Here is a 23,429-nt window from a genome sequence, read left to right as displayed (position 1 = left end):
GAATGCCCCCGGTTCAAGAATGGAAGCGTCTGACAGCATGTCCCAACCCAGCGAATCCGAGACCGCCCTGCGGGTCGCCGACCTGCCGCAGAGCCGGATCACCACCTTCGATCTGCGGCCCGACGCGGCCGCGATGCGGCTGATCGCCGACGAGCTTGGCCTGCTGGGGCTGCGCAAACTGTCCTTCAAGGGCACGCTGCGCGCCGAGGGCAAGGCCGACTGGCTGCTGCAGGCCATGCTGGGCGCCACGGTCGTACAGCCCTGCGTGGTCACGCTGGAGCCGGTGACGACCCGGCTCGATCTGCCGGTGCGCCGGCTTTACCTTGCCGATCCGGCGCCCATCCTGCCCGAGGGCGAAGAGGTCGAGATGCCCGAGGATGACAGCGCCGAGCCGTTGGGCGCGACTATCGACCCGCATGCCGTGATGATCGAGGCGCTGGCCCTTGCCCTGCCCGACTGGCCACGATCGGAAGGGGCCGCATTGGGCAGCCTGACGGTCACCGAACCGGGCAAGACCGCGATCACCGACGAGGCGCTGAAGCCCTTTGCGGGCCTCGCCGCGCTGCGCGACAAGCTGGGCGGCGACAGCGACGATCAGGACTGATTGCGCCCCTGCCCTGTCCCATGACGGGACATCCGCGCAAGCCATTGATCTCAAACGATGTGAGCGTCCGGCATCAAGGAAATATCAAGCTTTTGCCCGGCTTTTCAGCCGTTCGCGCCGCGCGGCGCGGGCCTGCCGCAACGCCCTGCAAGAATTGCTTGCACCTTGACCGATTTACAGTATTTTCCGCCGCTCAATCGAATTTAGGGTTGGACACTGCGTCGCCAAGCGAATATGTGCCCCCAGACCCATGTGAAACAGGGCCGCAAGGCCCACAGGAATTGAGGTGGCACGATGGCCGTCCAGCAAAACAAAGTCTCCAAGTCGCGCCGCAACAACCGCCGGGCGCATGACGCACTGGTTGCAGCGAACCCCAACGAATGCTCCAACTGCGGTGAGCTGAAGCGTCCGCACCACGTGTGCGCCGCTTGCGGCCATTATGGCGAGCGTGAAATCGTCGCCATGACCGAAGAAGTGGATCTGGACGAAGACGCAGCCTGAGCGTCAGAACCAGGGGGCGCCCATGTCCACGTTGTCGGACCAGTCCACGACGCGACGCGGGCGCACCATCATTTCGGTTGACGCCATGGGTGGCGATCTGGGGCCGGCAGCCGTGGTTGCCGGCATTGCCTTGTCTGCCAAGATCAATCCCGAGATCGCCTTCATCCTTCACGGACCGCGCGACCAGCTGGAGCGGCTTGTCGCCAAGCGCAAGCACCTGACCGGGCGCTGCGAGATTCGCGATGCGCAGGGCGTGGTCGCGATGTCGGACAAGCCAAGCCACATCATGCGCCACGGCAAGAACACCTCGATGTGGTCTGCGCTTGATTCGGTGCGTGAGGGCGAGGCGACGGTCGCTGTCTCCTGCGGCAACACCGGTGCGCTAATGGCGTTGTCGATGGTGCGGCTGCGCAAGCTGCCGGGCGTGAACCGTCCGGCCATCGCGGTGCTGTGGCCATCGCGCAACCCGCAGGGTTTCAACGTCATGCTTGACGTGGGCGCGGATGTGCGCGCCGACGAACAGGACCTGCTGCAATATGCGCTGATGGGTGCCTCCTATGCCCGCAACGGCCTGAACCTTCCCCACCCCCGCGTCGGCCTGCTGAACGTGGGCACCGAGGAAAACAAGGGCCGGGCCGAGTTGAAGGCCGCGCATGAGCTGATCGGTAACATCGCACCGCGCGGCAATTTCGATTTCGTCGGTTTCGTCGAAGGCGGTGATATCCCCGGCGATGTCTGCGATGTGATCGTGACCGACGGCTTCACCGGCAACGTGGCGCTGAAAACCGGCGAAGGCACGGCCAAGCTGATCGGGGACCTGCTGAAGGAAGCCTTCAAGCATTCCCCCCTGTCGCGGCTGGCCTCGTTGCTGGCGCTGACATCGCTGCGCAGGCTCAAGCACCGGATCGACCCGCGCCGCGTCAACGGTGGCGTGTTTCTGGGGCTGAACGGCACGGTGGTGAAATCCCACGGATCGGCCGATGCCACGGGCGTGTCCGCCGCCGTGAAACTGGCCTTCAAACTGGCGCAATCGGGCTTTTCCGAAAAACTGGCCGCGCGGGTTGCATCTGCCACGGCCCTCGCCCACGATACACAGACGCAACAGGAAGACAGTCAATGACCATTCGCGCCGTCGTCAAGGGCATCGGGCATTATCTGCCCGAACGGATCGTGGAAAACGCAGAGTTCGAGGCGCGTCTGGATACATCCGATGAGTGGATCAAGGCACGCTCGGGGATCGAGCGGCGCCATGTCGCGGCCGAGGGGCAGACCACGTCCGATCTGGCCACCCGCGCGGCACTGGCAGCCCTGGCCGATGCGGGCATGCAGCCGGACGATCTTGATGCGATCATCCTCGCCACATCGACCGCCGATCTGACCTTTCCGGCCGCCGCCACCATGGTGCAGGCCAATCTGGGCATGACACGCGGCTTTGCCTTCGACGTGCAGGCCGTCTGCGCGGGATTCGTCTTTGCCCTGGCCAATGCCAACGGCATGATCCTGTCGGGCCAGGCGAAACGCGTGATGGTCATCGGCGCCGAGACCTTCAGCCGCCTGATGGACTGGACCGACCGGTCCACCTGCGTTCTGTTCGGTGACGGCGCAGGCGCCCTGATCCTGCAGGCCGAGGATGGCAGCGGCACCAATACCGATCGCGGCGTCCTGGCCAGCGATCTGAACTCGGACGGGCGGCACCGCGATCTGCTCTACGTGGATGGCGGCGTATCGACGGGCACCACCGGACATCTCAGGATGCAGGGGCGCGACGTCTTCCGCCACGCGGTCGAGAAACTGGCCCAGACCGCCCATGCGGCGCTGGACAAGGTCGGCCTGACCGGCGGCGACGTGAACTGGATCGTCCCGCACCAGGCCAATCTGCGCATCATCACCGCTACGGCGCAGCGGATGCAGGTGCCGATGGAGCGTGTCGTCGTCACCGTGCAGGACCACGGCAACACCTCGGCCGCGTCGATCCCGCTGGCGCTGTCTGTCGGGCGCGATCGCGGCCAGATCAAGCCGGGCGATCTGATCGTGACCGAGGCGATCGGCGGCGGGCTGGCCTGGGGCGCCGTCGTTCTGCGCTGGTAGGCGCAGGCCTATCCTTAAGGTGGGTAAGGCACCGCTGAAAAGCCGTGCGGCAAGCCATTGATATTGACTCGAAAATGACCCTGCCCCTATGGTTGACGAAATGTTGAATGGGGGGACGCAGGATGAGTGACAAGACCTTGACCCGGATGGACCTGAGCGAAGCGATCTTTCGCGAGGTCGGACTGTCGCGTAACGACAGCAGCCAGTTGGTCGAAAGCGTGCTGCAGCACATGTCGGATGCCCTGGTATCCGGCGAGCAGGTCAAGATATCGTCCTTCGGCACCTTCTCGGTGCGCGAGAAATCGGCCCGCGTGGGACGCAACCCCAAGACCGGCGAGGAAGTCCCGATCAATCCGCGCCGCGTGCTGACCTTCCGCCCCTCGCATCTGATGAAGGACCGTGTCGCATCCGGGCCCGAGGGCTGAGAAGGGATCTGACGCATGGCAGCGAAATCTCCGGACGCCTTTCGCACGATCAGCGAAGTGGCAGACTGGCTTGATCGTCCTGCCCATGTGCTGCGATTCTGGGAAAGCAAGTTTCCCCAGGTAAAGCCGGTGAAGCGGGCGGGCGGGCGGCGCTACTACCGCCCCGACGACATGCTGCTGCTGGGCGGCATAAAGAAACTGCTGCACGATGACGGAATGACCATCAAGGGCGTGCAGAAAATCATGCGCGAACAAGGGGTTAAATATGTCAGCGGCATGTCGCAGCCACTGGATGAGGTGACTGCCGGCGCCGGGACCGAGACTGCCGTCGCCGAGACCGCTACCGTACGGACCTCTCCCCCCCGGACCGACAGCGGCGCGGCCCGTCCCGTGATGACCCCATCGCCATCCTACCCGCCGGACACCGCAGCGACATCCGATGCGGGCCGGGCGGCTCCCCCCGCGTCCGCGCCGCCCCTGCAGATTGTCCCCGATGCAGCGCCCGCCGCCCCGATTGCGCCCGCGCCCCCGCTAGAGGACAGCGACGTGCCGCAGGAACAGACCCTGCCCGCGGATGAACCCGCCGCCGCGCAGATCCCGCCCGTGACACCCCCGCCTGCCGCAGCGGAAATACCCGACATGGACCCCCTCCCGCAGGATGCCCCCCCTGTCGCCGCGCGCGCGCCGCTTGGGGCCGATCTGCCCCCGCCCCCTGACATGGATGCGATCCGGACAGAACCGGGGCTTCTGGCGCTGCTGGCCGCGCGCAGGCATGGCATCACCGGCAGCGAGCGCGACGCGTTGACACCGATTCTCGCGCAGATCGACGCGCTGACCACCCGCCTTGTCACCGCCCGGAAGGGTTGAGGTGAAAAGTGGGAATTACCCCTTGCCCCCACGGTGAAATCCAGTATTACAGCCAAACCGTCGGGCTATGGCGCAGCCTGGTAGCGCGTCCGTCTGGGGGACGGAAGGTCGCAGGTTCGAGTCCTGCTAGCCCGACCAAAACAATTCGACGGTTCTGCAATCGCTCGTGTGCCGAAAGGCTCCGGGCGATTTGCATATCCGGCCACAGGAAAGGCGTGACATGACCGGCGTGATCCCCAGCCAGCAGATCGAGGCGATGATCGCCGCAGGCCAGATCGCCGCGACCCCGGCCCCCCTGCCCGACCAGATCCAGCCCGCCAGCCTTGATCTGCGCCTGGGCAACCTGGCCTACCGCGTGCGCGCCTCGTTCCTGGCAGGCCACGGCCGCAGCGTGGCCGACCGTCTGGCCGAATTCGAGATGCACCGCGTCGATCTGACCGATGGCGCCGTGCTCGAAAAGGGCTGCGTCTATGTCGTCCCGCTGATGGAACGGCTGGATCTGCCCGCCGCGATCCAGGCGGTGGCCAATGCCAAGTCCTCGACCGGGCGGCTTGACCTTCTGACCCGCACCATCACCGATGGCGGCACCGAATTCGACCGAATCCCGCAGGGCTATACCGGCCCGCTCTATGCCGAGATCTGCCCGCGTTCCTTTTCCGTGCTGGTGCGCCCCGGCATGCGCCTGAACCAGATCCGCTTCCGTGACGGGCAGGCCGTTCTCAACGATGCCGAGCTGACCGCGCTGCATGCCGCAACCCCGCTGGTCAACGGCCAGGCGGTGATCGACGACGGCCTTGGCTTTTCCGTCGATCTGCGCCCCGCCACGGGCAATCTGGTGGGCTACCGCGCGAAACCGCATACCGGGGTCATCGACCTGGACCGGATCGGCCAGTACGATCCGGCCGAATACTGGGAAGACGTCCGTTCGGACACGGGCCAGATCATCCTCGATCCCGGCGCCTTCTATATCCTGGTCAGCCGCGAAGCCGTCTGCATCCCCCCCGCCTATGCGGCCGAAATGGCGCCCTATCTTGCCATGGTCGGGGAATTCCGCGTCCATTACGCCGGGTTCTTCGATCCGGGGTTCGGCCATGATGCCGCGGGCGGCGCAGGATCGCGCGGCGTACTCGAGGTGCGCTGTCACGAGGCGCCATTCGTGCTGGAACATGGCCAGATCGTCGGTCGCCTGGTCTATGAACGCATGAGCGCCGAGCCCACGCAGCTTTACGGGCGCGGGATCGCGTCGAATTACCAGGGCCAGGGCCTGAAACTCAGCAAGCATTTCCGCATGCGCTAGGGCCAGGACAGCGCGCCGCGCCCTGTTTCTTCTTGCTGCAAATATCCGAAACCTGACGGATCGACCGGGCAAGCCGTCAAGGATGGGTCACATCTTGCCCATGCGCCGTGCGACGCGCGCGGCCTGTCGGGCCTTGCGCACCGCCTGCTGGCCCTGCTGGGCCGCACCGGGATTGCCCTGCCCCGCGCCGGCGCCCTTGGCCCCGCCCGCCATGCGTTTCATCCCGGCGTTGATACCGCCGTTGACGGCCTTTCGCACGAAAAGCCGCATGACCATGTTGATCAGTTGATTGACGTTCATCCTGCACTCCTTACCGTTACCTGACTGCCTCAAGCGGCAGGTTAACATGAAAATATGGAATTTTCAGGGTCGGGCGCGAAAAATCCGCGATCAATCCTCGAACAGTTCGCTCTGACCTGCGCCGGCTTCGTCCTCGGGTTCCTCACCCTCGCCCAGTTGCGGCATGGCGGCGGGTGAGGGCCTGTTGTCCAGCAGGCCCGCCGCGCGCAATTCCTTGAGACCGGGCAGATCGCGCGCGCTTTCCAGGCCGAAATGATCCAGAAACGCCTCGGTCACCACGAAGGTCACGGGCCGCCCCGGCGTCATCTTGCGCCTGCCGAAGCGGATCCATTCCATTTCCAGCAGCTGGTCCACCGTGCCGCGGCTGACGGACACACCGCGGATCTCCTCGATCTCGGCCCGGGTGACGGGCTGGTGATAGGCGATGATCGCCAGCGTCTCGATCGCGGCCCGGCTCAGCTTGCGGGTCTCGACCGTTTCCTTCTGCATCAGGAACCCAAGGTCGGGGGCCGTGCGCATCGCCCAGGCGTCGCCAACCTTGACCAGGTGCACGCCGCGCCCGGAATAGCGTTTGCGCAGATGCACCAGCGCCTCGGCCGCATCGCAGCCATGCGGCATGCGCGCTTCCAGGTCGCGCACGGTCACGGGTTCGGCAGTGGCAAAGAGGATCGCCTCGACCATCCGCTCCTGTTCGCCCATGGGCGGCGCGTCGAAGAGGCTTTGCTCTTCGTCCTCGGGCAGGTCCTCGGCCTCGGGCATGTCATCGGGTTCAGACATCGCGGCCCTCGCGGCGGCGCAGCTGGATCGGGGCGAAAGTGTCGGACTGGCGCAATTCGGCGCGCCCTTCCTTGACCAGTTCCAGCGAGGCCGCGAAGGTGGCCGCCGTGGCCGACCGCCGCCGCACCGGATCATTGTCCCAGCCATCGGGCAGATAGTTGGAAATATCGGTCCAGTCGCCCGCGAAACCGATCAGCCCGCGCATCCGTTCCAGCGCCTGCTCCATCGTGAAGACCGAGTTGCGATCCATCACGAAGGGGCGGAATTCGTCACGTGTGCGGATCCGGGCATAGCCCTGCATCAGGTCCAGCAGGGTCGCCGTGTAGCGCAGGGTGCGGATGCGCATCACGTCTTCGGGCACGCCACGGGCAAAGAAATCGCGCCCCTTCTGGTCGCGCGCCATCAGGCGCGCCGCCACATCGCGCATCGCGGCCAGCCGTTCCAGCTGAAAGGCCAGATGCGCGGCCAGATCCTCGCCCGAGGGCCCCTCGTCCTGCGGATCGGGCGGCAGCAGCAGCCGCGACTTGAGGAAGGCAAGCCAGGCCGCCATCACCAGGTAATCGGCCGCCAGTTCCAGGCGCAGCGCCTTGGCACGTTCGACGAAGGCCAGGTATTGCTGCGCCAGGTGCAGCACGCTGATCTTGCGCAGATCGACCTTTTGCGTACGCGACAGGGTCAGCAGCAGGTCAAGCGGGCCCTCGAAGCCATCCACATCGACGATCAGCGCCTCGGCCGCCAGCCGGTCGGCCACGCTGGCGGGACCATCGCGATGTCCCAGATCCTCGAAGATGTTGTCAGCCATGCAAGCGCCCGTCCAGAAGCGCCTCAAGCTGCGCGTCCAGCGCCGCGATGTCAACAAAATCCGGCACCTGCCGCGCCGCAAGGGCGCGTTCCGCGCGCGCCTGTGCGGCCGGCGTCATCCGTCCCGAGGCCTCGGCGACCTGTCGGCGCGCGTCCAGCGTGCCATTGCACAGCAGCACCACATCGCAGCCCGCGGCCAGCGCATCGCGGCTGATCTGGCCCAGATCGCCCTTGAGCGCCTTCATCGAGATGTCATCGGTCATGATCAGACCGTCATATCCGATCTCGTCCCGGATCAGGCGCATGACGTGCGGCGACAGGGTCGCGGGCGCGTCATCCAGCGCCTCGTAGACCAGATGCGCGGTCATCGCCATCGGCAGGTCATTGAGTGCTGCGAAGGGCGCGAAATCGCTGGCGCGCAGATCCTCCAGCTGGGCCGTGACGCGCGGCAGGTCCAGGTGGCTGTCGGCAGTGGCGCGGCCATGACCGGGGATATGTTTCAGCACGGGCAATACACCACCGTCCAGCAAACCATCCGCCACCGCACGGCCCATCGCCGCAACCCCGGCAGGGTCGGTGCCGTAGCAGCGGTTGTAGAGGAAAGGATGGGTCTCGGCCCCCGCCACATCGGCCAGGGGCGCGCAGTTGCTGTCGATGCCCAGGTCGCGCAGCTCCGCCGCGATGATGCGAAAGCGCAGGTACATGGCGCGGGCCGCGTGATCGCCGGCAGCCGTCACATGGTCCAAAGCGGGCAGCCATTCGCGCCAGCGTGGCGCGCGCAGGCGCTGCACGCGCCCGCCTTCCTGATCGATCGTGATGACCGCATCGCGGCCCACGGCCTGGCGCATGTCATCGCAGAGCGCGCGAACCTGATCGGGCGTGTCGATGTTGCGCGCAAACAGGATGAAGCCGAAAGGATCAGCATCCCGAAAGAACGCCTTTTCATCAGGCGTCAGGCGCAGCCCCTCGGCATCGAGGATCGTGGCACCGAAGGCGCTCACTTGGCGCTGACCGGAATGCATTCGGCGCGTTCGGCCACCAAGGCCGAGCAGAACCGCCGCGCATCGTTGATATCGGCAAAGCCCATCGCCCGCAGGCGGTAGAAATTGCGCCCGCCACTTTCGGCCAGCTGGATCACGCGGCTCTTGCCTTCGAGGTAGTCCCCAAAGCGCGCGGCAATGCGGTCCCATTCGCGCTTGGCCACCTCGGGGCTGTCATAGGCGCCAAGCTGCACAAGGCGCGTACCGGCCGGAATACTGTCCGGGTCCACATCCAGAACGACCACCGCAGCGGCCGCCGGGGTGGCAAGGGCCGCGGATTGCAGGGCGGCCTGACGCACCATGGCCACAGGCCGGGCCTGCGGGCGCAAGGACTGGCTGATGCCGCCCTCGAGCCTTGGGACGGTGATGGACGCCTCGGTCAAAGCGGCGTCAGAGGGGGCGGCCTCGTCCTGCAGAACCTGCGCGAGGATCTGATCGACCATGGATGCCATCGAGTCAGGTTCGGCCCGTGACATCGCGACAGTTTCGATCCGCCCCTCGCCGGTCAGGCTGTCGGACGGGGCGCCATACTCGCCGGCGGGACCCGCAGCGGCGGATCCATCGGCCAGTTGCGGCGCATCCGCAGCCAGGGGCGCGGCGGGTGGTTGCGGCATGGGGAATATCTGCGCCACCGCCATCAGTTCGGCTGTCGCCAGATCCTCGTCATCCAATGCGACAGGACGCGGCGCCAGCACGATGCGATCAGGTGGCGGGGCTGCGGTGCCGGTCGCGGCCACTTCGTTCACGGCAAGACCGATGTTTTCGGCCGTGCTGCCGCCAGGTGTTTCAGGCTGGATCCGCATCGGCCCTTCCATGGCCCGGACCACGGGGATGCCGTTGACGTCGCGCATGACCAGCCGGTACCCCCAGACGGTCACGCCAACGATCAGCGCCACGGAAAGCGTGGCCCCGGTCAGGTTGGCGATCCTGCCGATCGATTTGCCCGATCCACGCGCCGGGGCGCGTTCCTCTGCGAAGGTGTCTGCCATGTCCGCCTTTCACACACGGGGGATACATCGCCCCCCGCGTTTCGTTGCTCTGCCTCGGACCGGGACCCTTCGTGCGCCTTGTTTCGGTCAGGATTCCAAGCTGAAATCCCTGCCGTCAGCGCATCTCGTCCACAGCCTCGACGCCAAGAATACCAAGGCCTGTGGAAATGACAACGGCCACGGCCCGGGCAAGAGCGATTTTCGCCTGTGATGTGGCGCTGTCACCCTCCTGCACGAAGCGCAGGGCGGGTTCGTCATTGCCACGGTTCCAAAGCGAGTGGAAATCGCTTGCCAGCTCATAGAGGTAGAAGGCGACGCGATGCGGCTCGTTCGTGCGCGCCGCGATCTCGACCAGGCGCGGCCATTCGGCCAGCTTGCGCGCCACGTTCAGCTCTGCGTCATGCGAAAGCCCCGACAGGTCCGCGCCCTGCAAGGCCGCGTCCGACACGTCAATGCCTGCCTCTGCCGCCTTGCGCAGCACCGAGGCCACGCGCGCATGGGCGTATTGAACATAGAAGACCGGGTTGTCCTTGGACTGTTCCAGAACCTTGTCGAAATCGAAATCCAGCGGCGCGTCGTTCTTGCGCGTCAGCATGTGAAAGCGCGTGACGCCGGGGCCGACCTGTTCGACCACATCGCGCAGGGTCACGAAATTGCCCGCGCGCTTGGACATCTTGAAGGGCTCGCCGTTCTTCCACAGCTTGACCAGCTGGCACAGCTTGATGTCCAGCGGCACCCGGCCATCGGACAGGGCCGAGACCGCCGCCTTCATCCGCTTGACATAGCCGCCGTGATCCGCGCCGAAGACGTCGATCAGCATGTCGAAGCCGCGTTCGACCTTGTCATAGTGATAGGCGATGTCAGGGGCGAAATAGGTCCAGCCGCCATCGGATTTCTTGACCGGGCGGTCCACGTCATCGCCATGCGCGGTCGAGCGGAAAAGGGTTTGTTCGCGCGGTTCCCAATCCTCGGGGGTCTTGCCCTTCGGCGGCTCCAGCACGCCTTCGTAGATCAGGCCCTTGTCATCCAGCGCCTTCAGCGCGGCCTCGATCCGGCCGGTGCCATAGAGGGATTTTTCGCTGAAGAACACATCCATCTCGACGCCCAGGGACGCCAGATCCTCGCGGATCAGGTGCATCATCGCATCGGTGGCGAAATCGCGGATATCCTCCAGCCATTCGGCTTCGGGCTTGCCCACCAGATCATCGCCATGCACCTCGGCCAGCGCCTCGCCCACGGGGATCAGGTAATCGCCGGGATAGGTGCCGTCGACAAAGGCCACCTCCTGCCCGCGCGCCTCGAGGTAGCGCAGATAGACGGACCGGGCGAGGACATCGACCTGCGCGCCGCCATCGTTGATGTAATATTCGCGCGTCACGTCATAGCCCGCATAGGCCAGCAGGCTGGCCAGCGCATCGCCGAAGACAGCACCCCGTGTATGGCCCACATGCAGCGGCCCGGTGGGGTTGGCGCTGACGTATTCGACATTCACGCGCTTGCCCTGCCCCATGGTCGAGCGTCCGAAATCGGCGCCTTCGGTCAGCGCAAGGCCCACAACACCCTGCCAGAGGCTGTCGGACAGGCGCAGGTTGATGAACCCCGGCCCCGCCACATCGGCGGTCAGGATGCGGGGATCGGTGGCCAGACGGCGGGCCAGTTCGGTCGCGATGTCGCGCGGGTTCTTGCCGGCGGGCTTGGCCAGCACCATCGCGGCATTGGTGGCCATGTCGCCATGCGCGGCATCGCGCGGCGGTTCCACCGTGACGGCGGCGGTATCAAGCCCGGCGGGCAGCAGGCCATCGGCGGTCATGGCATCCAGCGTATCCAGCACATGGGCACGCATCTGGGTGAACAGGTTCATCACATCTTCCTTATAGATCGCCCAGCGGTTTAGCACCGCCAGCGCCCGCGTCAATGCGCGGGCGGTCGCAGGGCGCGCGGATCGCCTTGAAAACAGCCGTTTTCGCGCCCGTCAGACCCCCGGCGGGCGATCCGCAGGGTCCGAGCCCAGCAGCCTGTTGTGTTCCTGCAGCGCGAAACGGTCGGTCATGCCGGCGATGTAATCGGCCACGATCCGCGCCAGCGCCTGATGATCCTGCGCCTCCTCGACATCCTTGCGCCACTGTTTCGGCAGAAGCTGCGGCTCGCGCATGAACAGCGGGAAGAGGTCATTGACCACATGTGTCACGTATTTGCGCATCGTGACGACGGCGGGCGCACGATACATGCGGTGGAAGAGGAATTCACGGATCACCTTGAGATCGGTCCAGACGGGGGCTGAGAATTGCACCATCATCCGTCCCGCATCGCAGATGTCCTGCGCACAGGACGGGTTCAGCGCGGTCAGGTTCGCGCGGCTGACGTCGATCACATCGGACACGAGGATGCCGAAGAAACGGCGCAACGCCTCGTGGCGGCGGCGATAATAGTTGAGGCCGGGATAGAGTGCGTCCACCTCGGCAAAGCAGCCCTTGAGGATCGGCAACTCGGCTAGTTCGTCGGTCGAAAACAGCTCGGCGCGCAACCCGTCATGAAGGTCGTGGTTGTTGTACGCGATGTCATCGGCCAATGCGGCCACCTGCGCCTCGGCGCTGGCATGTGTGTGCAGTTCCAGATCGTGGCGCGCATTGTAATCGGCCAGCGCATAGGGGATCGCGCCCACAACGGGCCCATTATGCTTGGCGATGCCTTCCAGCGTCTCCCATGTCAGGTTCAGCCCGTCCCATTCGGCGTAATGCCGTTCCAGCGAGGTGACGATGCGGATCGCCTGCGCGTTGTGATCAAAGCCACCGTAGGGCGCCATCAGCGCCTGCAGCGCATCCTCGCCCGTGTGGCCGAAGGGCGGATGCCCCAGGTCATGGGCCAGGGCCACCGCCTCGGTCAGTTCGACATTCAGCCCCAGCGCGGCAGCCACGGTGCGCGCAACCTGCGCCACCTCGATCGAATGGGTCAGGCGGGTCCGGAAATAATCGCCCTCATGCTCGATGAAGACCTGCGTCTTGTGCTTGAGGCGGCGAAAGGCGCTGGAATGGATGATGCGGTCGCGGTCACGCTGGAAGGGGGTGCGAAACGCGCTTTCTTCCTCGGGGACAAGTCGGCCGCGCGTCTCAGCCGGGTTCGACGCATAGGGTTGGTTGGTCACGGGCTGCCTGTCCTTTGCCTGCCTTGGCCTGAGCCGCAGTTAACCCGCGCCCGCAGGTCGCCACAAGCCCGCACGTCGGATTTCACCGGGCAGCGAAGAGATCGTGCAGGGGTGTACCCTCGGCCCGCGCCCAGGCCGGAAGATCCGGCGCCTCCCACAGCTTGCGCAAGACGGCGGCCACGGGCGGACGGCCGGCATGGTCGACCAGCGCCCAGTCGGCCACCTGCCCCGGCGCCAGAAACGAGGAACTGCGATAATGGTTCATCGCCACCGCCTCGGCCGTGTCGATCAGGCCGGGCTGGCTGCGCGCCGCGTCGACCAGGCGGGACAGATATTCGGCCAGATCGACCACCGGCAGATCCAGCATCGCCGCAGAGGCCCCGAATTTGACCGCCACCGGCACCGTGGGGTCATCCACGAGGCGCAGCATCAGCGGAAGATAGGCCGGCGCCGCGCTGCGGATCTCCTGAAATAACGGCGTTGTGGCAGGGGTGAAGGAGATCAGATCATCGGCGTCATGGGCCAGATCGGCGATGGCGCGGGTGCGAAAGTCTTCATAGGTCATGGCGACCTCCCCTGTTGCAAAGAAGCCCTGCGTCAGGGCCCACCCTGCCCCCGCTGCAACGGCCACACCGCCAAGCAAAAGCGCACGGCGCATCATTTCTTGACCTCGATCCCCGCAGCCGAGGAATTGAGGCTGTTGGTGGCGGGGCTGCTGCTGGTGCGGAAACCCCAGTCGTTCTCGACGACCCTGCGGCCGTCAGCCGAAATGGTTTTTCCCTGCATGATTACCGACACCGTATGCTTTGCCCCGGCCACCTCCGCGCAAATCGTGGCCGGCGCGGGATAGGAGACGATCCCGACATGCCCCGTCGCATCGGAATAAGTGGCGCTGATCGCAAGGATCGACCCCGGCCTGACGGGTTCGGCGCGCGCGCCCTTGTAGGTGATGTTGCGCCAGCCTTCGGTCTTGTCATTGGCGGAATTGTCATGCTCGGCCCAACTGCCGGCCAGATCGGGCACCGTCCTGGTCCAGAGGCCAAACGTAAATCGCCGTGCATAGGTATAGGTCGGGGCGCTGTCATGGACCTGTTGTATCATGTCATAGACGAAGAAATTGCATTTGTTCGTGTTGGCGTCCATCGACAGGGTGCCATCAAGCGATGTGATCTTGGCCGTGTAGTTCCAGCGCGTGCTGCCGACCTCGCGGCGCGCCCTTTCGACAAGCGGATCACTGCCGGTAAAGATCGCGCTCACCATATAGGCACCACAGGGCAGATCATCAAACTCGATCCGGCCTGAGGTGGTCTTTTTATCGCGTCTCACCGGGCCGGTGACACGCACGGTCACCTCGCCGCCCACGGCCACGCGGCTGTTGCGCATGTAGCTGCCCGACACATCCATGTCATTGCCCCAGACAAGGTCAACCGTCAGCGTGCCGGTGCAGCGCGCGGTGCTGCTGCTGGCGGACCGGCTGGAACCGGGGTTTTGCGGCAATCCGGTCATCCCGCGGCCTCCTGTTCCAGAGGGGCGACCCCGGTGCGGGCCTGCACGGCGATCAGGAAATCCTCGGCCCGCTTGTCCTGCGGGATCGCCTCGTTCGACAGAAGGGCAAGGTCGGCCTGATCAAGCTGCCGCAGGCTTTGCCCGGCGACGTAGAACCCGGCCAGAACATAGCGCAGCGCGTATTCTGATGTGATGCCCATGTCGGACAGCGGCCCGATCTGGCGCAGTGCCGCGGCGGTCAGCACATCGCGCGCCACGCCCTTGTCGCCATAGCTGTCGCAGACCCAATCCATGGCTGCGGCGCAGACCCGTTCGCGGCGGACGGCATCGAAGATTTCGATGTCGCGGGCGCGCAGGTGGGGCGGCTCATCGGTGAAGGGCACCAGGCTGTCATCGACCAGGTGCCAATGCGCAAAGCTTGTGGAGGATCCTTCGACCAGCAGGTCGAGCGGCGGGGCCGCGGGACCCGGCCGGAACAGCCATGACAGGGCCTGCGCATCGGCGGCATTGGCCTGCAGGTAGACCGACAGGACCGCAGGATCCCAGAAGCGGAAGAAGCGTCGCTCGGATGTGCCTTCGAGGGGCAGCAGCATCAGCCGGGCAAGATGCCCCGCCAGCGCGTCCAATGGCAGCGGGCTGCGCAGGAATATCCCCACCGATTGCCCCGGACAGGCGCGGAAGATCAGCCGGTGCGCGGCGGTCGGAGCACTGCCGGCGGCCAGCGTCAGGTCAAGCAAATGGGGCGCGGCGGCCGAAAGATCATCCTTGCACACCAGATCGGTCAGGCAACGGGCGGGCAGCGCGGCGCTGTCGATATCGCGGCCGCCCGTGGCGGCACGCCAGCGGGTGGCGTCAGCCAGGAAACAGGCGTGCCAGCCCTGCGGAAGATCATCAAAGAGCATGGCGCGCAGGCCGGGCGCGATCCAGGGTTCATCCCAGAAGGGTCGACGCGATGGGGCCGGAACGGGCGTCACCTCGATCGCGGTCGACGTTGCGAGGATCTTGGGCATGAACAGACCTGTCAACAGCGGTCGCGTGAGGCATGTCGCGCAACCAGTCACTTGAAAACACTTTCCCGGCACACCATAATTAGGGTGCGACAACGCGGTGTCAACGCCCGCCGATCCCGGAGTATCCCCCATGCAACTGCCCCCGAAAGTGACCCCCCGCGCCTTTGCCCGGCTGGCTGAAATCGGCGCCGCAGGACAAGGCCAGGCGCTGCGCGTCGCGGTAGAGGGCGGCGGATGTTCCGGCTTTCAATACGAGATCAAGCTGGATCAGCCCGCGTCGGACGATCTGGTGCTTGAGGGCGAAGGCGAACGTGTCGTGGTCAATTCCGTATCGCTGCCGTTCCTTGCGGGCGCGACCATCGACTTTACCGAGGAACTGATCGGCGCGCGCTTCGTGATCGAGAACCCCAACGCGTCTTCGTCCTGCGGATGCGGGATTTCTTTTTCCATGTAATCAATTCACTGCGGCGCTATCCTCATGCATCGCATGAACTTGTGCAGCACGTGACGGGTCACAGCGCCCTTGCATGACCCGCCCCCCTGCGGGATAGACAGGGCAGCAAAAGCCCAAGCCCAAGCCGAGGACGCGCCGCCATGAAGATCGTCACATTCAACATCAACGGCATCAAGGCGCGGATCGAGGCGTTACCGCAATGGCTGGACGAGGAACAGCCCGAGATCGCGATCCTGCAGGAGATCAAATCGGTCGACGAGGGTTTCCCGCGCGAAATCTTCGAGGAGCGCGGCTATAACGTCGAAACCCATGGGCAGAAATCCTTCAACGGCGTGGCGATCCTGTCGAAACTGCCGCTGGAGGATGTGACACGCGGCCTGCCCGGCGACGATGCGGACGAACAGGCCCGCTATATCGAGGCCACCGTGGTGGGGCGGCAGGCGATCCGCATCTGCGGGCTTTACCTGCCCAACGGCAACCCCGCGCCGGGGCCCAAATACGATTACAAGCTGGCCTGGATGGAGCGCCTTAAGGCCCGCGCCAAGGCGCTGCTGGCCGAAGAGATACCTTTTCTGATGGCGGGTGATTACAATATCATTCCCCAGGACGAGGACGCGGCCAAACCCGATGCCTGGCGCAGCGATGCGCTGGCCCTGCCCGAAAGCCGCGCTGCATACCGACGCATCGTCAACCTTGGCCTGACGGATGCCTTTCGCGCCCGCGTCCTCGGACCGGGGCACTATTCCTTCTGGGATTACCAGGCCGGCGCATGGGAGCGGAACAACGGCATCCGCATCGACCACCTGCTGCTGAGCCCCTCTTGCGCGGACATGCTGACCGGCGTCGGGATCGACAAACATGTGCGCGGGCGTGAAAAACCGTCGGACCACGTGCCGGTCTGGATCACGCTGGACAATTGAGGTCGCGGCCGCGCGGAAATTGACCGTAGCAAGCGGATCATGCGGGCTGATGCGCCATCGTACGCGCGTCGCATAGAACCGCATCCGCGCATCATCATTCCGCTTGCGCGATCATGTCGCTTGCAAATGATTTCGCATTTCCGCGCAGGTTTCCAATCTGGAAACACTACCCTCATTTTGCAGGAATTATTCCATTTCTAGCCACAAAAAACTAGAAAAACCAAAGCCTTGACGCCCCTTTCCGCTGCCTTTGAGAGGCCGGGCGTCACGAAAGATAGATTTCCGACATGTGTCGGAAAAGAGTATACTTTAGAGGTATCGTTTGTGGGGACAATTTTGATGCAACGGATAATGATCCGCCTGCGTGGATTTGCGCGGGAAGAAAAAGGGCTTGCCCTTACCGAATACCTGATACTGCTGGGGCTGATGACAAGTGGCGTTGTATTGTCCACGGCTTTGTTCGGCGCATCGCTGGCGCAGGCCTGGTCAGGCAGCATGCAGGTTCTCAGCCAACCGACGTTATCAGCAAGCACCATACCGTCCGGCGCGCAAACCGGATCGGGTAACGAGGCCGCGACACCGCCGGAAGAGGTTGTGACCGCAAGCCTGCCGAACCCGTCGGCGCGTGATGACGACGACGATGAAGACGATTACGATTACGACGATGATGATGAAGACGACGAGGACGAGGCCCGCAACAACGGCAACCGGGGCAATTCGGACTGCCGTGGCAGATGGTGCCGGGATCGCGACTAAGGTCGACGCGTCGTATCAGGCAAAGATCGTCAGACGCGGCCACACGCCCCCCAGGGGCTGGCCGCGTCAGTCTTTTGTGACGTCGTGATCGTAGAGCCAGGCAAACTGCCGCATCATCCGGTCCGGGGCCACTGCGCCGCCAATACGCATCACCGCATGGGCCGCCATGCGCAGCGGGGCAAAGCCGATGTGGTACTTCCAGGCATTTCCGTTGGCCGCCGAAATCACCCGGCGCACCCGCCCCTCGCGCCGCGCCTGGTAGGCGGCAAGCCCCGCCGCCACGCTGTCACAGCGCGCCAGTTCATCCGCCAGAACCCAGGCATCCTCGAGCGCCATGGAAGCGCCTTGCGCCAGGAAAGGCAGCGTCGGATGGGCCGCATCGCCCAATAGCGCCAGGTGATCCCCCTGCCAGACCCGCGCGACTGGATGGCGGAACAGCCCCCAGAGCCGCGCCTCGGTCACCCGGTCCAGCATGGCGCGCGGGCCTTCGCCGAAATCGGCAAAGGCGGCGCGCAGGTTGTCCGGATCGTCGGCGTGGTTCCAGCCTTCATCGGCCCAGGCCTTGCGTTCCTGCACGGCAACGATGTTCAGCGCGCTGCCATCGCGCAGGGGATAGCTGACGATGTGGCGACCGGGGCCCATGTGCACCCAGGCCTCGGGGCCGCGGCCTTCGGTATTTGGCACGATCGCGCGCCATGCAACCTGGCCGGTAAAGAACGCGGCTTGCGGGCCGTTCAGGGCCGGACGCAGAACGGAATGCAGCCCATCCGCGCCCAGCACCAGATCGGCCGTGATCCGGCTGCCCGTGGCCAGATGCACGACCGGTTGCGCGCCGCCGTCAACGGCGGTCACATGATGCAACAGGCGGATCTTCACCCCCGCATCGCGCGCGCCCTCGGCCAACAGGTCGATCAGATCGGCGCGATGCACGAAATGATAGGACGAATCATCCAGCCTTCCCAGGTCCAGCCGCACCACCGCAGCGCCCCTGTGATCCTTGAGACAGACCGCCCGCGCCCGGACCGAGGCATCCTGCAGCGCCCGGTCAAGACCAAGGGCGCGCAGCACCGCCATGCCATTGGGGCTGATCTGCAGACCGGCCCCCACTTCGGTGATTTCGGGGGCCTGTTCCAGCAGCGTGACATCCGCCCCCCGCAGCGCCAGCGCGCGCGCGGCCGCCAGACCGCCGATCCCGGCCCCGATCACGACGACCCGCATCCCCAGAAGGCTCATGAGGTTCCTTTCAAACGACAACGCCGAAGCGTCACCGCTTCGGCGTCTGTTTCGCGTTCCTGGTCAGGCCCGGCCATCAATCGTCGCGATGCACCTTTTCGCGACGCTCGTGACGTTCCTGCGCTTCCAGCGTCATCGTGGCAATCGGACGGGCAATCAACCGCTTGAGGCTGATCGGCTCGCCGGTCATCTCGCAATAGCCATATTCGCCATCCTCGATCCGGCGCAGGGCTGCATCGATCTTGGCGACCAGCTTGCGCTGGCGGTCACGGGTACGCAGTTCAAGCGCGCGGTCAGTTTCCTCGGAGGCGCGATCGGCCACGTCGGGAATGTTGCGCGTCCCGTCCTGCAGCCCCTCGATCGTGTCGCGGCTGTCTTCCAGGATTTCCGATTTCCATCTGAGAAGCGCATTCCGGAAGTACTCCAGGTGACGCTCGTTCATGAAGGGTTCGTCTTCGGCTGGTGTGTAGTCTGTGGAATGAAAGGATTCGGCTTTCATGTCTGCTCCCTCATAAAGGCCCGCATCTGTCATCGCGTTGTCCTTTGACATCTGGTGCCTCCCCTGCCGGTGCAAATAGCCCAGCCTTGCCGGATTGTCACTACCCCTTCGTGGCTGCATTGCAGGGAATGGGGCTTCGCGATAGGGTGCGGCAACAAAAGCGTTCATCAGGTTGGAGATACGATGAAATTCGAAGGGACCGAAGCCTATGTGGCCACCGAGGACCTGACCGTCGCGGTCAATGCAGCCGTCACGCTGGAACGACCGCTGCTAGTCAAGGGCGAGCCGGGCACAGGCAAGACCGAGCTGGCCCGTCAGGTGGCGGCCGCACTGGGCCTGCGGATGATCGAATGGAACATCAAGTCCACGACGCGCGCGCAGCAGGGTCTTTACGAATATGACGCGGTCAGCCGTCTGCGCGACAGCCAGCTGGGCGACGAGCGCGTCAATGACGTCAAGAACTACATCCGCAAGGGCAAGCTGTGGCAGGCCTTCGAGGCCGACGAGCGGGTCGTGCTGCTGATCGACGAGGTGGACAAGGCCGACATCGAGTTTCCCAACGACCTGTTGCAGGAACTCGACCGGATGGAATTCTTCGTCTACGAGACCGGCGAGACGATCCGCGCGCGGGTGCGCCCCATCGTCATCATCACCTCGAACAACGAGAAGGAACTGCCCGACGCCTTCCTGCGGCGCTGCTTCTTCCATTACATCCGCTTCCCGGACGAACAGACCATGCGCCGCATCGTCGAGGTGCATCACCCCGGCATCAAGGAAAAGCTGCTGACCACGGCGCTGACCCAATTCTACGAGCTGCGCGAAACGCCCGGCCTGAAGAAGAAGCCTTCGACCTCCGAGGTGCTGGACTGGCTCAAGCTGCTGCTGGCCGAGGATCTGGCGCCCGAAGACCTCAAGCGCGATGGCGCCAATGCCCTGCCCAAGCTGCACGGCGCGCTGTTGAAGAACGAACAGGACGTACACCTGTTCGAGCGGCTGGCCTTCATGGCACGCGCACAGCGCTGAAGCGCGCCAGCACCGACGCGACCCGAAAACCACAGCCCCCGCCCCCGTGACATCTGCGCGGGGGTGGCCGGGCGAAATGCCACAATTTTGCCCCAAACCGTCCTTAGCCCGGTCAGGAAAGGCGGCGACAGTCCCCCTGAACACAAAAACAAAGGGCAGGACATGACTGGAAAGTTAACACGCCGCACCCGTTGGGTGCAGCTCGCCACATTTCTTTCACGCAGCGTTTCGGGCCTTCTGCCACAGCTTGCACCCCCCGTTCTGCACCCGATCCGGATCACCGAAAGGGCCGCACCGCACGCCGTGAATGGCCGCAGGACGGCCAAAGGTGTGGTGCGCCACTGATGAGAACCCCGTTTCACCGTATCCTTTTGCCAGTTTGCCTGATGCTGGGCGCATGTATGCCCGGCCCCCATTCCGACATGCCCAGCCGCGCGGTGGCGATGGTCGATAGCGACCTGCCCCCGATGCGCGTCTTCGCGGCGCCGCAGCCCCAGACCTTCGTCACCGCCAACAGTGACCTTGTGCGCGATGTGATCGACCTGACGTTCGAACTGGAATCGGGCCGCTCCCTGCCCGTCCTCAGCCGTTTCGAGGGCCCCGTGACCGTGCGCGTCACCGGCAATCCGCCACCCACGCTGAACGCGGATCTGAACCGGCTTCTGTTCCGGCTGCGCACCGAGGCGGGCATCGACATCCGCCAGACCGCAGAACCCGGCGCCAACATCACCATCGAGGCCGTCAGCCGCGCCGATATCCGCAGCCACCTTCCGCAGGCCGCCTGTTTCGTGGTGCCCAACATCTCGCGCCTGTCGGAATTCCGCCTGGCCCGGCGCAGCCCGCGCACCGATTGGGCCCGCCTGACCACGCGCGAGAAGATGGCGATCTTCGTGCCCCATGACGCCTCTCCGCAAGAGGTGCGCGACTGCCTGCACGAGGAACTGGCACAGTCCCTGGGGCCGCTCAACGATCTCTACCGTTTGCCGCAATCGATCTTCAACGATGACAACGTGCATGCGGTGCTGACCGGCTATGACATGATGATCCTGCGCGCCATCTACGCGCCCGAGATACAGTCCGGCATGACACGTGCACAGGTCGCCGCGCGCCTGCCCGGCGTGCTGGCGCGGATCAATCCCGCAGGCGAGGGCCTTGCCCCGCGCCGCGATGCCGACACGCCGCGTGCATGGTCGGATGCGATGCAGACAGCACTTGGGCCGGGGGCCACGCCGGGGGCGCGCCGCGCCGCGGGCGAACGCGCGCTTGATATCGCGCGGGTCATGCGGCTGGACGATCATCGCCTGGGCTTTGCCCATTACGTGATGGGCCGCCTGACCCTGCCGCTCGATCCCGCCGCCGCGGTCGACCATTTCCGTCAGGCCGATGCGGTCTTTGCGCAGCGGCCCGAATATGCGATGCACCGCGCCCTGGTCAGCGCCCAACTGGCCGCCTACCTGGTGGCCCAGGGCAATGGCGCCGAAGCGGTCGATCTGGTCAGCCAGAACCTGCCCGTCGTCATCCGCCACGAGAACGCGGCCCTTGTCGCCACGCTCAACATGCTGCGCGCCGAGGGGCTGGATCTGTCCGGACGCGGCGTCGAGGCGCAGGCCGTGCGGCTGGACAGTCTGGGCTGGGCGCGTTACGGGTTCGGTGCGGAAGGGGCCATTCGCGCCAAGATGCGCGAGGTCGGCGCCCTCAATCCGCTGAACAGGAGAAACGGGCGGATATGATCGTACTGGGCTTGGCGCTACTGGGGGCCATCATTGGCGGCACGACAGCTGCAAGACGCAAGGGCAACAAGATGGACATCGGCCAATACGCGGCCGCCTATGCCATCGCCTTTGCGCTGCTGGGGTTGTTCATCACCCTCTTCGTGCATCGCGCGGCGCTGTAAGTCCGATGTTCCTGCCCTTCTTCGAAAACCTCAGGAAAGGCGGCGTCCCGGTCAGCCTGCGCGAATATCTGTCTTTCCTTGAAGGCATGTCGCGCGGTCTGGTGACCTATGACGTGGAAGGGTTCTACTACCTGGCGCGCACCGCCATGGTGAAGGACGAGCGCAACATCGACAAGTTCGACCGCGCTTTCGCCGAAACCTTCAAGGGGCTGGAGGATATCAAGCTCGAGGATGTGCTCAAAGCGGTCAATATCCCCGCCGAATGGCTGGAAAAGCTGGCCGAAAAGCACCTCAGCCCCGAAGAGATGGACGAGATCAAGGCGCTTGGCGGCTTCGACAAGCTGATGGAGACGCTGAAACAGCGCCTCGAGGAACAGAAAGGCCGCCATCAGGGCGGCAGCAAATGGGTCGGCACCGCCGGCACCTCGCCCTTCGGGGCGCATGGCTACAACCCCGAAGGCGTGCGGATCGGGCAGGACAAGTCCCGCCACCAGCGCGCGGTCAAGGTCTGGGACAAGCGCGAGTTCAAGAACCTCGACGACACGGTCGAACTGGGCACGCGCAACATCAAGGTGGCGCTCAAGCGTCTGCGCCGCTGGGCGCGCGATGGCGCAGCCGAGGAACTGGATCTGGACGGCACGATCCGCTCGACCGCCGAACAGGGTTACCTCGATGTGAAGACCCGGCCCGAACGGCGCAACGCCGTGAAGGTGCTGCTGTTCCTGGACGCGGGCGGCTCGATGGATCCGCATGTCAAGGTCGTGGAAGAGCTGTTTTCGGCCGCCCGGACCGAGTTCAAGCATCTTGAATACTACTATTTCCACAACTGTCTTTATGAAGGTGTGTGGCGCGACAACCGCCGCCGCTGGGACCAGCAGACCCCCACATGGGAGGTGCTGCGCACCTACGGGTCCGATTACAAATGCATCTTCGTGGGCGACGCCAGCATGTCCCCCTACGAGATTGCCTATCCCGGCGGCGCCAATGAACACTGGAACGCTGAGGCCGGCCAGGTCTGGCTGCAGCGCGCCCGCGAACAGTGGCCGCATCACGTCTGGATCAACCCGGTGCCGGAAAAATACTGGTCCTATACCCAGTCCATCAAGATGATCCGCGAGATTTTCGAGGACCGGATGGTGCCCATGACCCTTGCGGGCATCGAGCGCGGCATGAAGGAAATGGCCCGCTAGGCGCAAGGCGCGCGGGGTCTTGCCGGTTCGCCGGTATTCACGATGCCGTGACGCGCCGGAAGGTTCCGCACCCGCTGCCGTTATGTCAGGACAAGGGCAAACCGATCCCTGTC

The 23,429-nt window shown here is 64.9% G+C and carries 26 protein-coding genes and 1 tRNA gene; 15 read left to right on the top strand and 12 right to left on the bottom strand.

Annotation, left to right across the window (positions count from 1 at the left end; genetic code table 11):
- Positions 1-37: 37 nt before the first annotated feature.
- From ACMUJL_RS19870 to ACMUJL_RS19835, 8 genes are all read left to right on the top strand, one after another.
- Positions 38-604 carry a YceD family protein gene (locus ACMUJL_RS19870; protein WP_375571478.1) on the top strand — a complete coding sequence of 189 codons (567 nt, stop codon included), beginning with the start codon at positions 38-40 and terminating at the stop codon, positions 602-604.
- Between the two features lie 294 nt (positions 605-898).
- Positions 899-1,105: a 50S ribosomal protein L32 gene (gene rpmF / locus ACMUJL_RS19865; protein WP_068290185.1), complete on the top strand. Its 207-nt coding sequence runs from the start codon at positions 899-901 to the stop codon at positions 1,103-1,105.
- A 22-nt stretch (positions 1,106-1,127) separates the two neighbouring features.
- A complete protein-coding gene (gene plsX, locus ACMUJL_RS19860) occupies positions 1,128-2,225 on the top strand; it encodes a phosphate acyltransferase PlsX (protein ID WP_068290187.1) in 1,098 nt (365 codons plus the stop codon).
- Positions 2,222-3,193: a beta-ketoacyl-ACP synthase III gene (locus ACMUJL_RS19855; RefSeq protein WP_068290189.1), complete on the top strand. Its 972-nt coding sequence runs from the start codon at positions 2,222-2,224 to the stop codon at positions 3,191-3,193. The genes plsX and ACMUJL_RS19855 overlap by 4 nt, the downstream gene beginning before the upstream one ends.
- 122 nt (positions 3,194-3,315) lie before the next feature.
- Positions 3,316-3,618, top strand: coding sequence for an integration host factor subunit alpha (gene ihfA / locus ACMUJL_RS19850; RefSeq protein WP_068290192.1), 303 nt, complete (start codon positions 3,316-3,318; stop codon positions 3,616-3,618).
- Between the two features lie 15 nt (positions 3,619-3,633).
- A complete protein-coding gene (locus ACMUJL_RS19845) occupies positions 3,634-4,485 on the top strand; it encodes a MerR family transcriptional regulator (RefSeq protein ID WP_416914420.1) in 852 nt (283 codons plus the stop codon).
- Positions 4,486-4,546: 61 nt separating this feature from the next.
- Positions 4,547-4,623 (top strand) — tRNA-Pro (locus ACMUJL_RS19840).
- Positions 4,624-4,705: 82 nt separating this feature from the next.
- Entirely contained in the window at positions 4,706-5,782 is a 1,077-nt protein-coding gene (locus ACMUJL_RS19835) for a 2'-deoxycytidine 5'-triphosphate deaminase (protein ID WP_375571485.1), read from the top strand.
- Positions 5,783-5,869: 87 nt separating this feature from the next.
- Here ACMUJL_RS19835 and ACMUJL_RS19830 read toward each other — a convergent pair whose 3' ends face one another.
- From ACMUJL_RS19830 to ACMUJL_RS19785, 10 genes are all read right to left on the bottom strand, one after another.
- Positions 5,870-6,082 (bottom strand): hypothetical protein, encoded by a 213-nt coding sequence (locus tag ACMUJL_RS19830; RefSeq protein ID WP_068293224.1) that lies wholly within the window; start codon positions 6,080-6,082, stop codon positions 5,870-5,872.
- Between the two features lie 90 nt (positions 6,083-6,172).
- Entirely contained in the window at positions 6,173-6,859 is a 687-nt protein-coding gene (gene scpB / locus ACMUJL_RS19825; RefSeq protein WP_068293222.1) for an SMC-Scp complex subunit ScpB, read from the bottom strand.
- Complete coding sequence (locus tag ACMUJL_RS19820) at positions 6,852-7,661, bottom strand: segregation and condensation protein A (protein WP_416914419.1); 810 nt, start codon at positions 7,659-7,661, stop codon at positions 6,852-6,854. Before ACMUJL_RS19820 ends, scpB begins: the two co-directional genes overlap by 8 nt.
- Positions 7,654-8,661, bottom strand: a complete 1,008-nt coding sequence (gene nagZ, locus ACMUJL_RS19815) for a beta-N-acetylhexosaminidase (RefSeq protein ID WP_375571490.1) — start codon at positions 8,659-8,661, stop codon at positions 7,654-7,656. Before nagZ ends, ACMUJL_RS19820 begins: the two co-directional genes overlap by 8 nt.
- Complete coding sequence (locus tag ACMUJL_RS19810) at positions 8,658-9,689, bottom strand: SPOR domain-containing protein (protein ID WP_375571492.1); 1,032 nt, start codon at positions 9,687-9,689, stop codon at positions 8,658-8,660. Before ACMUJL_RS19810 ends, nagZ begins: the two co-directional genes overlap by 4 nt.
- 115 nt (positions 9,690-9,804) lie before the next feature.
- On the bottom strand, positions 9,805-11,550 hold the full coding sequence (argS, locus tag ACMUJL_RS19805; protein WP_375571494.1) for an arginine--tRNA ligase: 1,746 nt from the start codon (positions 11,548-11,550) through the stop codon (positions 9,805-9,807).
- Between the two features lie 111 nt (positions 11,551-11,661).
- Positions 11,662-12,831: a deoxyguanosinetriphosphate triphosphohydrolase gene (locus ACMUJL_RS19800; RefSeq protein ID WP_375571496.1), complete on the bottom strand. Its 1,170-nt coding sequence runs from the start codon at positions 12,829-12,831 to the stop codon at positions 11,662-11,664.
- A gap of 82 nt (positions 12,832-12,913) precedes the next feature.
- Positions 12,914-13,396, bottom strand: a complete 483-nt coding sequence (locus ACMUJL_RS19795) for a hypothetical protein (RefSeq protein ID WP_138177090.1) — start codon at positions 13,394-13,396, stop codon at positions 12,914-12,916.
- Positions 13,397-13,488: 92 nt separating this feature from the next.
- On the bottom strand, positions 13,489-14,337 hold the full coding sequence (locus ACMUJL_RS19790) for a hypothetical protein (protein ID WP_416914418.1): 849 nt from the start codon (positions 14,335-14,337) through the stop codon (positions 13,489-13,491).
- A complete protein-coding gene (locus ACMUJL_RS19785) occupies positions 14,334-15,347 on the bottom strand; it encodes a DUF4123 domain-containing protein (RefSeq protein WP_375571499.1) in 1,014 nt (337 codons plus the stop codon). The genes ACMUJL_RS19790 and ACMUJL_RS19785 overlap by 4 nt, the downstream gene beginning before the upstream one ends.
- A gap of 130 nt (positions 15,348-15,477) precedes the next feature.
- On the opposite strand from ACMUJL_RS19785, the gene ACMUJL_RS19780 reads away from it, so the two are divergent.
- The 3 genes from ACMUJL_RS19780 to ACMUJL_RS19770 all read left to right on the top strand — a co-directional run bounded on the left by ACMUJL_RS19780 (position 15,478) and on the right by ACMUJL_RS19770 (position 17,477).
- Positions 15,478-15,801, top strand: a complete 324-nt coding sequence (locus ACMUJL_RS19780) for a HesB/IscA family protein (protein ID WP_416914417.1) — start codon at positions 15,478-15,480, stop codon at positions 15,799-15,801.
- A 140-nt stretch (positions 15,802-15,941) separates the two neighbouring features.
- Positions 15,942-16,721: an exodeoxyribonuclease III gene (gene xth / locus ACMUJL_RS19775; RefSeq protein ID WP_068293201.1), complete on the top strand. Its 780-nt coding sequence runs from the start codon at positions 15,942-15,944 to the stop codon at positions 16,719-16,721.
- Positions 16,722-17,072: 351 nt separating this feature from the next.
- A complete protein-coding gene (locus ACMUJL_RS19770; protein ID WP_375571502.1) occupies positions 17,073-17,477 on the top strand; it encodes a Flp family type IVb pilin in 405 nt (134 codons plus the stop codon).
- A 66-nt stretch (positions 17,478-17,543) separates the two neighbouring features.
- On the opposite strand, the gene ACMUJL_RS19765 is transcribed toward ACMUJL_RS19770, so the two are convergent.
- Both ACMUJL_RS19765 and dksA read right to left on the bottom strand, forming a co-directional pair.
- On the bottom strand, positions 17,544-18,710 hold the full coding sequence (locus ACMUJL_RS19765) for an FAD-dependent oxidoreductase (RefSeq protein ID WP_375571504.1): 1,167 nt from the start codon (positions 18,708-18,710) through the stop codon (positions 17,544-17,546).
- Between the two features lie 76 nt (positions 18,711-18,786).
- Positions 18,787-19,209 carry an RNA polymerase-binding protein DksA gene (gene dksA / locus ACMUJL_RS19760; protein ID WP_068293238.1) on the bottom strand — a complete coding sequence of 141 codons (423 nt, stop codon included), beginning with the start codon at positions 19,207-19,209 and terminating at the stop codon, positions 18,787-18,789.
- A gap of 183 nt (positions 19,210-19,392) precedes the next feature.
- Here dksA and ACMUJL_RS19755 point away from each other — a divergent pair, with 183 nt between their 5' ends.
- The 4 genes from ACMUJL_RS19755 to ACMUJL_RS19740 all read left to right on the top strand — a co-directional run bounded on the left by ACMUJL_RS19755 (position 19,393) and on the right by ACMUJL_RS19740 (position 23,316).
- Complete coding sequence (locus ACMUJL_RS19755; RefSeq protein ID WP_375571506.1) at positions 19,393-20,232, top strand: AAA family ATPase; 840 nt, start codon at positions 19,393-19,395, stop codon at positions 20,230-20,232.
- A 386-nt stretch (positions 20,233-20,618) separates the two neighbouring features.
- Positions 20,619-21,962 carry a DUF2927 domain-containing protein gene (locus ACMUJL_RS19750; protein WP_375571508.1) on the top strand — a complete coding sequence of 448 codons (1,344 nt, stop codon included), beginning with the start codon at positions 20,619-20,621 and terminating at the stop codon, positions 21,960-21,962.
- Positions 21,959-22,126, top strand: coding sequence for an apolipoprotein acyltransferase (locus ACMUJL_RS19745; protein WP_375571510.1), 168 nt, complete (start codon positions 21,959-21,961; stop codon positions 22,124-22,126). The genes ACMUJL_RS19750 and ACMUJL_RS19745 overlap by 4 nt, the downstream gene beginning before the upstream one ends.
- 5 nt (positions 22,127-22,131) lie before the next feature.
- Positions 22,132-23,316, top strand: a complete 1,185-nt coding sequence (locus ACMUJL_RS19740) for a vWA domain-containing protein (RefSeq protein WP_375571512.1) — start codon at positions 22,132-22,134, stop codon at positions 23,314-23,316.
- Positions 23,317-23,429 lie beyond the last annotated feature (113 nt).

Source organism: Seohaeicola sp. (assembly GCF_048006315.1).
In the GTDB taxonomy this organism is placed as follows: domain Bacteria; phylum Pseudomonadota; class Alphaproteobacteria; order Rhodobacterales; family Rhodobacteraceae; genus Seohaeicola.
Note: the sequence above shows the minus strand (reverse complement) of the source record. Positions and strands in the feature narration are given on the sequence as shown.